The sequence below is a fragment of the Pseudomonas sp. S2_A10 genome (genome assembly GCF_054668465.1).
The window spans coordinates 4,378,943-4,392,813 of record NZ_CP162773.1; the positions used below are offsets into that span (position 1 = coordinate 4,378,943).

13 protein-coding genes are annotated in these 13,871 nt (G+C 53.9%); 9 read left to right on the top strand and 4 right to left on the bottom strand.

What is annotated here, in order from left to right:
* Positions 1-124 precede the first annotated feature (124 nt).
* The gene (locus AB4N41_RS19740; protein WP_252877938.1) at positions 125-1,435 is read right to left on the bottom strand and encodes an NTP/NDP exchange transporter; all 1,311 of its coding nucleotides are present in this window, start codon (positions 1,433-1,435) and stop codon (positions 125-127) included.
* A 58-nt stretch (positions 1,436-1,493) separates the two neighbouring features.
* Positions 1,494-2,540 (bottom strand): SDR family oxidoreductase, encoded by a 1,047-nt coding sequence (locus AB4N41_RS19745; RefSeq protein WP_252877939.1) that lies wholly within the window; start codon positions 2,538-2,540, stop codon positions 1,494-1,496.
* Positions 2,541-2,685: 145 nt separating this feature from the next.
* On the opposite strand from AB4N41_RS19745, the gene AB4N41_RS19750 reads away from it, so the two are divergent.
* The 4 genes from AB4N41_RS19750 (at position 2,686) to AB4N41_RS19765 (ending at position 8,667) form a co-directional block, all read left to right on the top strand.
* A complete protein-coding gene (locus AB4N41_RS19750) occupies positions 2,686-3,603 on the top strand; it encodes a LysR family transcriptional regulator (RefSeq protein ID WP_076567658.1) in 918 nt (305 codons plus the stop codon).
* A 407-nt stretch (positions 3,604-4,010) separates the two neighbouring features.
* Positions 4,011-5,780, top strand: coding sequence for a retron Ec67 family RNA-directed DNA polymerase/endonuclease (locus AB4N41_RS19755; protein ID WP_252877940.1), 1,770 nt, complete (start codon positions 4,011-4,013; stop codon positions 5,778-5,780).
* A 626-nt stretch (positions 5,781-6,406) separates the two neighbouring features.
* A complete protein-coding gene (locus tag AB4N41_RS19760) occupies positions 6,407-7,591 on the top strand; it encodes a hypothetical protein (protein WP_252877941.1) in 1,185 nt (394 codons plus the stop codon).
* Complete coding sequence (locus tag AB4N41_RS19765; RefSeq protein ID WP_252877942.1) at positions 7,588-8,667, top strand: hypothetical protein; 1,080 nt, start codon at positions 7,588-7,590, stop codon at positions 8,665-8,667. The genes AB4N41_RS19760 and AB4N41_RS19765 overlap by 4 nt, the downstream gene beginning before the upstream one ends.
* Before the next feature lie 75 nt (positions 8,668-8,742).
* Here AB4N41_RS19765 and AB4N41_RS19770 read toward each other — a convergent pair whose 3' ends face one another.
* Positions 8,743-9,363 (bottom strand): tyrosine-type recombinase/integrase, encoded by a 621-nt coding sequence (locus tag AB4N41_RS19770; protein WP_252877943.1) that lies wholly within the window; start codon positions 9,361-9,363, stop codon positions 8,743-8,745.
* A gap of 130 nt (positions 9,364-9,493) precedes the next feature.
* Here AB4N41_RS19770 and AB4N41_RS19775 point away from each other — a divergent pair, with 130 nt between their 5' ends.
* Positions 9,494-9,937, top strand: a complete 444-nt coding sequence (locus tag AB4N41_RS19775; protein WP_125916037.1) for a GNAT family acetyltransferase — start codon at positions 9,494-9,496, stop codon at positions 9,935-9,937.
* Positions 9,938-10,032: 95 nt separating this feature from the next.
* Entirely contained in the window at positions 10,033-10,218 is a 186-nt protein-coding gene (locus AB4N41_RS19780; protein ID WP_071172638.1) for a hypothetical protein, read from the top strand.
* 139 nt (positions 10,219-10,357) lie between these two features.
* Here the strand turns inward: AB4N41_RS19780 and AB4N41_RS19785 are convergent, their stop codons facing one another.
* A complete protein-coding gene (locus AB4N41_RS19785; protein ID WP_252877944.1) occupies positions 10,358-10,870 on the bottom strand; it encodes a nuclear transport factor 2 family protein in 513 nt (170 codons plus the stop codon).
* A 190-nt stretch (positions 10,871-11,060) separates the two neighbouring features.
* Between AB4N41_RS19785 and AB4N41_RS19790 the strand changes: the two genes are divergently transcribed.
* The 3 genes from AB4N41_RS19790 to AB4N41_RS19800 all read left to right on the top strand — a co-directional run bounded on the left by AB4N41_RS19790 (position 11,061) and on the right by AB4N41_RS19800 (position 13,853).
* Positions 11,061-12,035: an AraC family transcriptional regulator gene (locus AB4N41_RS19790; protein WP_460137919.1), complete on the top strand. Its 975-nt coding sequence runs from the start codon at positions 11,061-11,063 to the stop codon at positions 12,033-12,035.
* 374 nt (positions 12,036-12,409) lie between these two features.
* Entirely contained in the window at positions 12,410-12,709 is a 300-nt protein-coding gene (locus AB4N41_RS19795) for a metal-sensing transcriptional repressor (RefSeq protein ID WP_252877946.1), read from the top strand.
* A 7-nt stretch (positions 12,710-12,716) separates the two neighbouring features.
* A complete protein-coding gene (locus AB4N41_RS19800; protein ID WP_252877947.1) occupies positions 12,717-13,853 on the top strand; it encodes a nickel/cobalt efflux protein RcnA in 1,137 nt (378 codons plus the stop codon).
* Positions 13,854-13,871 lie beyond the last annotated feature (18 nt).

Here is a 13,871-nt window from a genome sequence, read left to right on the forward strand (position 1 = left end):
TCGGACGATGCCAGGCACCCGCAGTTCCCTGGTGGGGCGGTCAGCCGTCAGTCAGTCTGCAAAGTCTGGCCCTGTGCAGGGCGAATGCTTTCGAGAAAAATCCTCGTCTCTCGATTCGACCGCGCTACGCTGGGTTTTGCCGCGCTCCCGCCACACTGGCTCGGCGGTCCGCCCGTTCGCCGAGTCGCCATCCCAGCAGACCCCACAGCAGTGCACACAACGCGCCAACCAGCGCAGCCATGCCTGCACCTTGGCTGAGGGCGTCCAGCGCGCTTTTTGCCCAGGCACTGATGGCATCGCCGGCGCGGTAGACCACGGTGTCGATGAAGTTCTTCGCCTTGTACTTGCTTTCGGCATCGAGCGGGGCAAACAGCATCTCTCGGCCTGGGCGCACGAAGGCGTATTCACCGATGCGGCGCACGATCATCAGCGCGGCGATCAGGCCAAAGCCGGGGGCGAAGATCAGTCCGATAAACCCGGCACACATGACCAGCGGCACCATGGCCAACAGCACGCCGACGCCGAGCCTTTGCGCGAGGCGTCCAGTGATGAACAGCTGACAGAGCAGGGCGCCCGCCTGCACGACAAAGTCGATGATGCCGAACACGCGCACCTGCGCCTCGCGGTTCGGGAAGTGTTCGGCGACGACGCGTGCCTGCTCGAAGTAAAGGAAGGTGGAGACTGTCGCCAGCAGCACCACAAAACCGCAGATGCCGAGCAGATAAGGTGATTTCACAACGGCCGTCATACCGCTGAACGGATTGCCCGGCAACGGCCTGCGAGGGCTTTCGCTCGGCGCGGCATCGGGGCGTCCTGCGCCACCCTGTTCACGCCAGTGCATCAGCTGGCGCTTGAACCACATCGCAGCGGCCAGCAGAACAGCGGCCAGCAGCATCAGGCCGGACTCGCCCAGCGGACCGATCAGCAAGGCGCTCAGCGCAGGGCCACTCAGGCCGCCGACGCTGGCGCCCGCCGCGATGAAAGCGAACAGGCGTTTGGCCTGGGCACTGTCAAATACATCGGCCATCAGGCTCCAGGCGACCGATACGACAAACAGGTTGTAGACCGATATCCACACATAAAATACGCGCGCCAGCCACGGGCTTTCCTCGCCCAGGAACAAGGCGGCGAACAACAGCAGGTTGGTGCAGAAGAATCCGTACACCCAGTCCACGAAATGCAGGCGCGGCACGCGTGCGCTGAGCCAGGCGAACAGCGGAACGGCCGTCAGCATGACCAGGAAGGTCGCGGTGAACAGCCACTGCAAGTTCTCGACGCCGGCAGTGATGCCCATCGATTCGCGGATCGGGCGGAGCATGAAATAGCCGGCGAACAGGCAGACGAACAGCAGAAAGCCATTGAGCGCAGGGCGCAGCTCGTCAGCCTCGGCATTGATGATGGCGCCGGCGCGGTCGGCGAGAAGAGACGTATCCATGTTGCGCTCCTGTGGGAGTGGCGGGGCAATGGCACGGAGCCTCCCCGTGCCAGCGGGCTCAGCGGTAGGTGACGCCGGTCAGTCGCTCGGAGAGTTGCCACAGTGTGGCCGAATTCGAGCGATCGGCAGCGGCCGGCGGCATCTTGGCGAAGCCCAGCGGCCCGCGCTTCTCGTTATCACCGGTAGGCCCGTAGTAGGCACCGCCCACCGCCTCCAGCGCCGTCGCCGCATACAGCGTGGGCAGCGCGCCCTGCGCTGCGGAATGATACAGGTCCCGCTCTACTGCCCATTGTTTGCCGAATTCACTGTCCAGGCCAGGCCCACGGGCGATCAGTTCGGTCACGGCAACGCCGGGGTGAGCGGCGATGCTGCGTATTCCCCAACCGGCGGCATCGCTGCGCTGCTGCAGCTCAATGCTCCACTTCAGAACCGCCAGTTTCGATTGGCTGTAGCTGGCAAAAGGGTCGTAACTGCGCTCAGCCTGCAGGTCATCAAAATTAACGGTTGCGCGCCCTGCGGCGATGCTCGACAGGCTGACCACCCGACCATCGTCGCTTTTGCGTAGCAGGGGCATCAGCAGGCCGGTCAAGGCGAAATGCCCCAGGTAATTGGTCGCCAATTGCATCTCGTAGCCATCAGCGGAAACGCCTCGAACAGGCGGCGACATGATCGCGGCATTGTTGATCAGCACGTCGAGCCTCGGCAGGCGCCCTTGCAGACGGTTGGCGAGGTCGCGCACCGATTGCAGATTGGCAAGGTCCAGCGTTTCGAATTGCACGCGCGCCTCGGGCACGGCTTGCTTGATCTTCGTGATCGCTTCGCGGCCGCGCTCGGCGTTGCGTGCGGCGATGATCACCTCGGCACCGGCTCGGGTCAGGGCCAGCGCGTCTTCATAGCCCATGCCGCTGGTGCCCCCGGTCACCAGCACGATGCGGCCTTTCTGGCTGGGCATATCGTGGGTTGACCAGTCCGGCTTCGGCTCCGTTCGGGGAGTCGCCTGCGCAGCCAGTGTGCCGGCCATCGCGGAAATGGCGAACAGCGTTCGGGCGGCCTTGAGGAGGCGTTGGGTCGCAGTATTGCTCGGCGTAGCGGGTGAATGGCTCATTGGGGAAATCTCATTCGCGGTACAGGTTCCCGGTTGGCGGGGCGAGTGAGCAGTATCGGTGTACGAATGCGCGAGGATAAGTCGGTCATTTGTGGATGGCCCGTACGGTATGGCGTACAGTCAGCCGCTTGCGGAGGAAGCGTCCATGCGTAAACCAAACCTTACCGATGTGTCGATATTTGCTGCGGTGGTCGAGGCCGGAGGATTTCGTGCTGCCGCGCAAAAGCGCGGGCTGTCCGCCTCGTCGTTGAGCGACTGCATGCGTCGGCTGGAAAGCGACCTGGGCGTGCGCCTGCTCAATCGAACCACGCGCAGCGTCACGCCGACGGCGGCCGGCGAACGATTGCTCGAGCGCCTGCGCCCGGCCTTGCAAGAAATCGACGCCGCTTTCAACGATCTGGACGACGACGCTCAGCGCCCGGTCGGCACGCTCAAGCTCAATGTGCCAGTGCCGGTGGCACGTTTTCTGTTGCCCGACCTGCTGGCGCGTTTTCTGCGCCTCTATCCAGGGGTCAGTGTCGAAGTCGTCATGGACAACACCTTCGTCGACGTCAACGCTGGCGGATATGACGCCGGCGTGCGCTATGAAGAGAGCCTGGCCAAAGACATGATCGCCGTGCCCATCGGCCCGCGTCGCCAACGTTTCGTTGCAGCCGCCGCCCCGGGCTATCTGGCTGAACGCGGTACACCCACTCACCCCGAAGAACTGCCGGGCCATGACCTGCTTGGCCATCGGTTCGAGAGTGGCAAAGTCGGCGTATTCGAGTTCCATCGAGACGGCCGTATCGTGCGTATCCCGCCTCAGGGGCAACTGCTGACGTCGTCGCACGATTTGAAAATTCGCTCGGCTATCAACGGACTGGGCATCGTCTATACCTTCGAGGATTTTCTGCGCGAGCCACTCTCCGATGGTCGACTGGTGCCGATTCTCGAGGACTGGTGGCAGGCCTTCGACGGCCCGTTTCTCTACTACCACGGCCGCCGCCACATGCCTTCGCCGCTGAGGGCGTTTGTGGATTTTTTGCGGGGGGAAGGGGAGATTGCGGAGAGTTCAGGTGTTTGAAGCGCGGTTTCGCGAGGCGAATACATGGCCTGGCAGCAGAGCGCCCATGGCGACTGGCAGCAATCGGCCAAAAGCGGTCACCGAAAACCGAAAAAGTCGAGGTTGAGACTACTTTGTTGACGGACTGGAGCGTGTATTTTTTCCTCGCACAAACCCGATAACGTTCAGTCACCAGCAACAAGTGTTTAGATCGGCAGGGAGGCACCCAGCTTATCAGTATTGCTATCGGATCCAATTATTTGCTAGCCTCGCCCTCGGCTTACGGGCAGATTTTGGATCGCGCATCGCGATCAGTGAAAAAAAGGTCCGAAAGGATTGCCCTTGGTGGAGACTTGTCGATTCTCTACGGTCCTGGCAGTGCCTAGGAGTGCCCGTAAGCCGTCTAACTTTCTGAACATTAGTAGACGATGATAAAAATAAATGCTCTACGTGCAATAAAGACTAAGCCAGAGCTTGCATTGCTAATGGGGATTAATGCATCGCACCTCACTAATGTTTTATACAGGATGAGGCCTGAAAGTCAGTATAAGAGCTTTACGATAGCCAAAAAGAGTGGCGGCACTCGTACTATACATGCTCCTTCTGACGAGCTTAAATCTATACAGGCCGCTCTCTCCCTTTTGCTGCAAGATTGCATCCAAGAGATCAATAACTCCAAGGGAGATAAATTCAAGTCGAAATTGTCGCATGGTTTTGTTCGAGAGCGGTCGATTCTTACAAATGCGGTTGTACATTTGAGCCAGAAAAATGTTTTGAATATCGACCTAAAAGATTTTTTTGAAAGTTTTAATTTTGGTCGAGTGCGAGGTTTTTTTATTGCAAACAAAAACTTTCAGTTAGACCCAGCAGTGGCCACTGTAATCGCGCAAATTGCATGCTATGAGAATAAATTACCCCAAGGTAGCCCGTGCTCTCCTGTTATAACAAATTTAATCACACACTCGCTTGATATCAGATTAGCTTCTCTGGCCAAAGAAAATTCCTGTACCTATAGCAGATATGCTGACGATATAACCATCTCGACCAGAAAGAAGGAGTTTCCCTCCTGTTTGATGGCAGAGGAACAGCAAGATTACATTCCTGGCAAAAGGTTGCAGGCTGAAATTAAACGAGCTGGATTCGAGATCAATAGTTCAAAGACGAGAATTCAATATAAAGATTCACGTCAAGATGTAACTGGGCTGGTTGTTAATAAAAAACCAGCAGTTAAAAGCGAGTACTGGCGAACTGTCAAGTCTCAGTGTCATTCATTATTTCAGACTGGGGCTTTTACGGAGAACGCATCCGGAGCTCCCGAAGAAGGTAATATTTTTGTCCTTGAGGGGCGGCTGAACTTTATAGATCAAATTGATTTGTTCAATCGAAAGAGAAATAAGACAGCCTTGTCTCTTGATCATGATTCTTCTCAGAGAAAATCTAATACTCGAAGGTTGTTGAGTGGTCGAGAACGAACATTCAGCAGATTTTTGTACTACAAACTATTCTATGGCAATGATAAGCCAACTATAATTTGTGAAGGCAAAACAGACAACGTATATCTTAAGTCAGCCATAGGTCGGTTAGCAGGTGGTTATCCTAAACTGGTGAAGCCAAAATCTGGGAATGACCCGTGCGAATTACTAGTGCGGTTTCTTAATTATACAGAGCGCACCAGATTCTTGCTTGAGTTGTCAGGTGGTACGCCATATCTAAAAGAGTTTGTTTTGGGCTTCGATGAACACTTTAAATACTACAAAGCCCCAGTGCCAGCGCAGCCAGTCATTCTCATACTTGATAATGATGATGGATTCGGAAAAGTTGAAGGAGTGTTGAAGGGAAAAAAATACAGCCCCAATATTTTTCCTTCGACGCTAGCGGTCAGCGATTTCAGAAAAGCGGAATTTATTCATGTGGTTCATAACTTATATATCGTGCTGACGCCATTAAAGGCGAAAGGAGAGCATACTTCAATCGAGGATCTCTTTCCGCAGGCTGTAAGGGATATAAAGCTAGGTGGTAAACAGTTTAACAAAGAAAATGAGATTGATGCTGCTACCGAGTATGGTAAAGAGTTCTTTGCTAGTAAAGTTGTTGTGCCGAATAAAAATACTATTGATTTCTCGGGTTTCAATATTATTCTGACTAGGGTGGTGCAGTGCATTGAACACTTCGCTACTGTTACTCTCACGAAGCCTTAATTGGCCTCCGGCTCCCTCTGGCTCCTTCGACGTAATTCCCCCGTCCACTTCACGCAGTCCCCTGGCTGAGTCAAAGCCATGGATGAAACGCAATCCGTAATAGCTTTTGGCTATGCAGTTGTAGATTCAGAAGACAATCACCGACAGGTCTCTGCTGGATTCGAAGAACCGCTATGGGTCAGCTCTCGCCGGTTGAGAGCGGCAGATAGGGCGTCATGAGCGAAAATCACTGGCCTCGGTGATAGATTGGATCAACCAATCCTGAACGCCATATAAATAAAGGCTTACAGCGCACGCGTTTGGATCGCGTACATAATTCGCACCACCACGCGTATATCGCCGGTCGCCATCAGAAAGTCTCGTATTCAATGACTGTCGCTCCAATCCAGACGGCACCGACGCAAAATTCACTTTTGACTTCAAACAAAAGGCCCCTGCCTAGGTGAGGGAGCAAAGCTTCGTTTTTCGTACCGCTCGCAGCCGATCAAAAAATATCGAAGGAAAATCAACGGCTCACACCGATCCCGAACTAATCCCATCAATTCCGGCCCCTCAGACTAGATTGAACAGATAGACTTGGGTAGGATAGTTTTTTAAATACTCGGCTATCTAGATAGGATGGATTGATGTCTATTCCAGCGGTCAAATTAAAAGATGGCAGAAGCGAATGCTGGTCCATCATGGTTACTGTAAACGCGAGTTCCTACCTTGACTTGGTGGAAGCATCATACGACAACGACGGGGGACTGGAAGGCCAGCGCCCTGCCATAAAATCGAAATCTGGTCTGAAAATCAGGAACCGTTTGGTTCGAGATATCAGCCAGGGCGCGGTCATCCCTCCAGTCGTCATTGGAGTTGTTTGCTCACCAGAGGATTACGAATTTCTAAGTTCGTTAGATGACTCTGACACTCTTATTTCCGCAATCAGGCAACGTGACCTTGACGTCAGCATCATCGACGGCATGCAAAGAACTACCGCTCTAAAAGAAGCCAACGTAGATGATGCAGTGGTCCGGGTCGAAATATGGCTCTCACACAAAGTTGACAGCCTTATATATCGAATGCTTGTGTTAAATACCGGCCAAGTCCCATGGGACTTAAAACGACAACTCGACGTTCTGTACAGGCCTCTACTTAACAAAGTCAGTGAGCAAATAACGGATATTAGAGTAATCTCTAACGGAGACTCATCTCGTCGCTCTCAGGCGGGAACCTATAAAAGTTCAAGAATAGTAGAGCTTTTCCTGGCCTTCACATCGCGATCAATCGACGTCGACATAAAAGATAAAATGGCAGACGAGTTTGCCAAAATTGACATTACAGACGCTGCTTCAAACGAGGATTATTTCCCACTTTTCCTAGATGCTCTCTTGTTGCTCGTAGACATGGACGCGCAGTTTGATCGGGTGTCTCGGGGCGTAATTGATGCAACTGAGGATTCAAGAATCAAAGTAGGTCGTGACATATTTACATCTGCACCCGCATCAATAGGTTTTGTCGTTGCTGTAGCCGAAATAGTTTTAGGCATCGCCGGGTTTGACTACGATGTTATAGAAGCAAAGGAACGAATGTTAGAACTGCGAGAAAGCGCAAATCGCCTTCTTCGATTCATGAACAACCTAGACCCGCAGCAACTAGCTGCCTTCATAGACTTCGAAACTCTTAACGAATTATTATCGACACGCGTCCGCACGAGCCGAATAGGTGAAGTAGAAAGAAATTTCTACCTCCGGGCATTCTTATCTCTTTTCAAATATACGGATAGAATTATCGAAAATGGTAGCATGTACCCATGCTGGCGTGCGGTATGACGAAAAACCCGGTTACGTTCATTAAGGGGCCATTCCTTGAATGGCTCCGAAAAAACTCAGATGGCGGAGTTATTGAGTCATTTTGGCCGATTCCCTGTGATCGCGACGCAGCCGGTTTCAAGGAGCAATGCGCTGACGGCGCCCTACTTTTTACCCAATGCGAGTGGGCTGATCATGAAAAAATAGATGATGTATGTTTGTCTTACTTCGACGATAATGACGGAAGAGTATTCTGTGTATCTGTCGATGGCCACTTACCTACAGCCGGGGACTCAACAGCTCTTGGCTTAGTTGAATCGGAGCTTCACTTTTTACAGCAGTCGGCGTTCTTAACACTCTGTGACTTTTCTCTACCAACGGCAATCCCTAGCCGACTGCTCAATGGCGATGTATTTGAAAGCGATATTTCTCAGTACTTCCCAAAAATAATAGCATTCCGCATTACTGAAGAAGCTGAAAAAGAGCATGCACTTGCAACTTATACAAGGGTGCTGTTAAGCACCGAACCACAAGACTCTCCCAGCCTTATATTTAAGAGCCAAATAATTTCGTTAGCTCTTCTTATACCTGAAGAAAGCCATGATTGGCTATTTTTTCAATTACTATCCCTGATAAAATCCAAGCGATTCGAAAGCCTCTTCCTTGAGCTATATAAGTTCTTAGAGTTTTTCTTTCCAATTGCAAATGTTTTCAATCTGAAAAACGACATCGCTTACACTGGTTCGCCACTGGCACTTTTAGAGAGCTGCCGCAATCAACTCAGCTGGAGCATGAATCACAACAGCGGAGTTAGAGCCTCTTTGAAGTATTCCAGTATTAAGTTTGCCGAAATATTGAGAGAGACGACATTTTCTGTAGATATGAGTGTTGGGCGCGAGGAGCGCGATAAAAAAATTAATGCTTTCAAAGCATCGGCTATGGAGTCGCTTGCAGAACTAAGACACTCTCTAACGCATCAAAATTTTAAAAGAACCGTTGTTGAACGCCACAACCTAATCAAGTCTATTGAGTCACTACTATCGTTCCTTGAGGACGCATTCACCGCATATAGAAGAGACATTCTTGGTTTGAGATAGTGCGGACTAACCGATCATGGAAGGCCGCTTTTGGCCGGTCAGCGACGGTCAGGGCTCGACCGTCGCTATGCATATTCAAACCTCGGTCTGTTCCGCCATCTCTAGGGCGTCGTCAACTTCAATTCCCAGATATCGAACGGTGCTCTCCAGCTTCGTATGGCCAAGCAGCAGTTGAACCGCTCGCAAATTCTTCGTCCTGCGATAGATCAGCGATGCCTTCGTACGCCTCATTGTGTGAGTGCCATACATAGCTGGATCAAGGCCAATTGCTTCCACCCAGCCTTTGACGATACGTGCGTATTGACGTGTTGATAGATGATCTGAGGTATGCAGCTGGCTCGGAAAAAGGCAGTCCTCGCTCCGGAGTTGAGCCTGGCGTATCCAGGCTGCGATAGCAAACCGTGTTTGTTCGGTGATCTCGAACTGCACTGGCCGCAGCGTTTTCTGCTGCATCACGATGGCGCGTGGTGATACGTGCTCGCCATGGGCGACGTCACGCACACGAAGTTTTGTTAAGTCGCAGGCCCGAAGCTTGCTGTCGATGGCCAGATCGAAGAGCGCAAGATCACGGGTTCGTTCTGCAATTTGAAGCCTTACCCGGATGGCCCAGATATCTCTCAGTCTGAGTGGAGCTTTCTGCCCGACCAGTTTTCCTTTGTTCCAAGGCTCGCGGCTGCAGGTAGCGAAGATGTTCATGACGAGTCCTCCACGTGTCGAAGGACAAGGATGGCTGACCAGAGAAAGGGTCGCTAACCGGCCAGAAGCAGCAAGTGGACACAGACCTTCACAGCGAGTTAGCGTCGCCCTTTAAACAAGAGGCTGCTCCATGGATGTTATTGCCGATTACTCAAACGAACACCATCGAATTCCTGTCATGGCGCTATGGGAAACCGTTTTCGGTTACGAAACCGCGCACAACACACCGAGCCTTGCTATCGATAAGAAACTGGCTGTCAGGGACGGCCTCTTTTTTGTCGCGTTGTCCGGAAATGACGTCGTCGGCACCGTCCTCGCGGGGTATGACGGTCATCGTGGCTGGTTATATTCAGTTGCCGTGGACCCTGCACATCGCAGAAAGGGTTTGGGCGCACAACTGGTTAATCATGCTGAGCGCGCCTTGACCTTGCGCGGCTGCATGAAAATCAATCTGCAAATCGTCAGCACCAATGAAAGCGTCAAAGCCTTCTACGAGTCTCTTGGCTACTCGACCGAACCGCGCATCAGCATGGGGAAAAAGGTCGATTCGAATATCGCAACGCCTGGGCGGTAGTTTTAGAGAGCATCCGCTGGCTGGTTGCTGACTATCACGAAGGGCGGGAGTGGACGTTCTGACGTCTCATGGAAACCGGCAAGGAGAAACGGTCAATGGACTTCATTTTCGATTTGATAGCTCATCGAATTGGCGTGTTTGTGTTGGGCTTGTTGAGTGGCGGGCGTTTCAAGGGTGAGAGTGGTTTTGCCTGGGGCTGGGCAGTTGTCGTCGGTGGACTGATTCTGCTATCTCCATTCGTAGCATTTATAGCTGTGCTCATCTATTCCAGTGGCCAGTGAATTGATGTCTGTAATGGGGAATCTGCGTTTCTCGAACGGTAGCTTCTGGCCGAAAGCCGACATTCGGTGACATGTCCACCTGCGTAATATCTCGCAGTTTCCTACAGGCAGATCCTTCAGCCGATTCTGGCAGGCTTATCTATTCAAGATCTCCCGCTTTAAGCGGAATTCGCCTGATAACGTCGTCGTAAGGCACCAGGTCGAGAAAGGCAATGACCTCAACTGCCTGCATATTTCGCATGCGCATGATCCATACGTAGCTGTTGCGATAAGGCGCGCCGTCGGCTGCGGTGGCGGTGCCGTTCCAGTGCACAACGACGTCATCGCCTTCAGCCCAGATATCCGCCACCGTCGGGCGAACGGGCGAGGCGAGCCGTTTTGCGAAGGGTTGGACTGCGCGTTTCAGGAAGTCATCTCGGCCCCGGTAAGTACCCGCTGAAGGGCTCGTCCCCTTGATTGTCCAGATCACATCGGGAGACAGCACATCTGTGAAGAACGTCCGGCCGCCCTGAGCCCACTGGTTGAACGCTTGCGCAATGAATTGGCGATTGCGTTCCGTAGTCGGTTCGTTGGCCCCGGCGGGCGCCGGCCCTGCGATGAGTGTGGTGAGGACCAGTGCTAGCGCTGTAGAGAGGCGTTGAACAAGCGTCATTTCCTGTGCTCCTTAATCTGTCTGATGAGCCCCGTCGAGTTGGATGGGCCGTTGTTGTTGTCTGAGAGCCGCTAGTTGCGTTCCCACACGCCGTTGTTCTATATGAGGCATTGGCAAGAACCGGCGCGGGTTTGGCCAGCAGTGTCTCTGGGCCTCATCTGAAGTGTGACTCACGAGCGGAGGAGGGCTGTTGCAGGATCGTCCTGATTTCTTGCTTGATCATCCGATACCAGTTGTTCAACCGCCGCATGCCCTCGTTATGGAGTTGCGTTTGAGTTCCCTTTCCAAGCTTGTCGATATCGTTGGTCGTCACGCCCGGAATGACGGCATCCACAGCACCGCGATTCCGGGTGTCAGCCTGATTCGTTCGGCTACGCCTACGATGCCTATGCCGGTGGTGTACGAGCCGACACTCTGCCTTGTCGCTCAGGGACGTAAACAAGCGATGCTGGGTACTACCGTCTATGTTTACGATCCGGCCAAGTACCTGATTGCATCGGTAGACCTTCCGGTGATGGGCTCGGTCATCGAGGCGAGTGAGGCTGTTCCCTATCTGTGCCTGGCGCTGGATCTCGATACCGCTGTGTTGAGTGAACTTGCGCTGCGCCATCCGCTAAGAGAAGAGAGCGTCAGTGCACCGCCGGCAGGCATTACGCTCAACGATACGACTCCAGAACTGCTGGATGCTGCGGTTCGGCTGGCCGGGTTGCTCGACAGGCCACGGGATATCGAAGCGCTCGCTCCGCTGGTGATTCGCGAAATGCTTTATCGCCTTCTAACCGAGAAAGGCAACAGCATCATCAGGCAGATGACGCAAGCAGACAGCCGCTTGAACCAGATCGCCAAGGCCATTGCCTGGCTGCGCAGCCACTACAACGAAGCGTGTCGGATAGATGAACTCGTCGAAATCGCCGGCATGAGCCGTTCTTCTTTTCATACGCATTTCAAGGCGATCACCTCGATGAGCCCGCTGCAATTTCGTAACCAGTTGCGGCTACAGGAAGCACGCCGGCTGATGGTCACCGAAGCGGTCGATGCCGCAGAGGCGGGATATACGGTCGGTTATGAAAGCCCCTCGCAGTTCAGTCGGGACTACGCCCGTCTGTTCGGCATGCCACCAGCGAAAGACGCCTGGCGGTTGCGCACGGACATTTGCGGGATTTGAATCCAGCGCTTTTCTTCGCGCAGAAAAAAACGAGGCCGCATTTGCGGCCTCGTTTTCCATGTGTTCCGGACTACTGTTTGACGCTCAGGTAATCGCCGGTCGTGGCTGGATGACGACTCTTCGCCGTGAGAACGATGGACGTCCTGAGCGATCTCCCAGGCTGGCTGCCCCGAGGTGACTGGCAACGAATAGGTATGCCCGGCCCAGGCCATGAACATGGCGAGAGCAAGCGCGATTACTGCCGTCGTTGTCAGTGTTTTGCTGTACATGGTGTTAAAGGTTTCAACTCGTCGACAGGGCGCTCAAGCGATTTGCCTAATCCCCCTGGGGGGATACGATGCCAGCGTAATTCATCGAGCCCTGAGACTCAACTCATGAGTGAACACGAACACGAACACAGCCATCCCCATACCCACCAGAGTCACGAGGCGATCATCAAGCGCCTCAAACGGGCGGATGGCCATTTGCGCGGCATCATCACCATGATCGAAGAAGGGCGTCAGTGCGTGGATATCGCCCAGCAGCTTCATGCGGTTGAGAAAGCGATCTGCCAGGCCAAACGAACACTCATCCAGGATCACATCGATCATTGCCTGGAGGACACCGTCTCGGCGTTGAACAATGGCGAGCGCGCACCGCTGGAAGCCTTTAAACAAATCACCAAGTACCTCTAGGCCCGACATGCCCAACTTTGCTGAACTGCTGCAAGAGGGCGGGGCTCACGCCTGGCTGTATTTCCCGAGCGCGATTCTGCTCGGTGCCTTGCATGGCCTGGAGCCAGGTCATTCGAAAACCATGATGGCGGCCTTCATCGTGGCCATCCGTGGCTCGGTCAAACAGGCTGTTTTGTTGGGGTTGGCCGCAACGCTTTCGCACACCGCCGTGGTGTGGCTGGTCGCCATCGGCGGCATGTACCTGGGCAAAGGCCTGGATGCTGAAACCACTGAGCCGTATTTCCAGCTTGCTTCCTCTGCACTGATCATCGCGATTGCCCTGTGGATGCTGTGGCGTACCTGGCGCGGTGAGCAGATGTTCAAGTTTGAGCAAAGCGATGATCACCATCACGGCGAACACGACCATGGTCATCATGATGAAACGCACCGAATAGATACCGGCCATGGCCGTGTTGAACTGTCGATCTTCGAGGAAGGCATGCCACCGCACTGGCGCCTGAAGACCTTGAGCGGACACGCCTGGGCAGCCTCGGATGTTCGCCTGACCACGACGCGTCCGGACGGCAGCAGCCAATCGTTCGCGTTCGTCGAGCGTGAGGGTTTTCTGCAGTCGACGGTGGATATTCCGGAACCGCACGAGTTCAGCGCTCGCTTGAGCCTTGGACATGCCGGGCATTCGCATGATTACGACCTGACGTTCCAGGAGCATGATCACGGGCATGCGCATTCCGAACTCGAAGGCCTGGAGCTGTCGATTGATGGCTATCAGGATGCGCACGAACGTGCTCATGCCAACGACATCCGTAAGCGCTTCACCAACCGCGAAGTGACCACGGGTCAGATCGTCATATTCGGGCTGACTGGCGGCCTGATTCCCTGTCCGGCTGCCATCACTGTCCTGTTGCTGTGCCTGCAAGTCAAAGAAGTCGCGCTCGGCGGCATGCTCGTTCTGTGTTTCAGCATCGGCCTGGCGCTGACTTTGGTCACCGTCGGTGCCGCAGCAGCCATTGGCGCCAGACAGGCTTCCAATCGCTGGCCGTGGCTGGGAACCGTAGCGCGCCGCGCTCCTTACCTGTCCAGCGTGCTGATCATTGGCGTTGGCCTGTATGTCGGCTTTCATGGCTGGATTGGCCTGAGCGCATAAGGCGGGAGTGTTGGTGCT

Bases quoted from the DNA above. Each gene is read 5' to 3' on its own strand.
- AB4N41_RS19760 (WP_252877941.1), top strand. From the start codon at position 6,407: ATGTCTATTCCAGCGGTCAAATTAAAAGATGGCAGAAGCGAATGCTGG.
- AB4N41_RS19740 (WP_252877938.1), bottom strand. From the start codon at position 1,435: ATGGATACGTCTCTTCTCGCCGACCGCGCCGGCGCCATCATCAATGCC.
- AB4N41_RS19750 (WP_076567658.1), top strand. From the start codon at position 2,686: ATGCGTAAACCAAACCTTACCGATGTGTCGATATTTGCTGCGGTGGTC.
- AB4N41_RS19765 (WP_252877942.1), top strand. From the start codon at position 7,588: ATGACGAAAAACCCGGTTACGTTCATTAAGGGGCCATTCCTTGAATGG.
- AB4N41_RS19770 (WP_252877943.1), bottom strand. From the start codon at position 9,363: ATGAACATCTTCGCTACCTGCAGCCGCGAGCCTTGGAACAAAGGAAAA.
- AB4N41_RS19775 (WP_125916037.1), top strand. From the start codon at position 9,494: ATGGATGTTATTGCCGATTACTCAAACGAACACCATCGAATTCCTGTC.
- AB4N41_RS19785 (WP_252877944.1), bottom strand. From the start codon at position 10,870: ATGACGCTTGTTCAACGCCTCTCTACAGCGCTAGCACTGGTCCTCACC.
- AB4N41_RS19745 (WP_252877939.1), bottom strand. From the start codon at position 2,540: ATGAGCCATTCACCCGCTACGCCGAGCAATACTGCGACCCAACGCCTC.
- AB4N41_RS19755 (WP_252877940.1), top strand. From the start codon at position 4,011: ATGATAAAAATAAATGCTCTACGTGCAATAAAGACTAAGCCAGAGCTT.
- AB4N41_RS19800 (WP_252877947.1), top strand. From the start codon at position 12,717: ATGCCCAACTTTGCTGAACTGCTGCAAGAGGGCGGGGCTCACGCCTGG.
- AB4N41_RS19795 (WP_252877946.1), top strand. From the start codon at position 12,410: ATGAGTGAACACGAACACGAACACAGCCATCCCCATACCCACCAGAGT.
- AB4N41_RS19780 (WP_071172638.1), top strand. From the start codon at position 10,033: ATGGACTTCATTTTCGATTTGATAGCTCATCGAATTGGCGTGTTTGTG.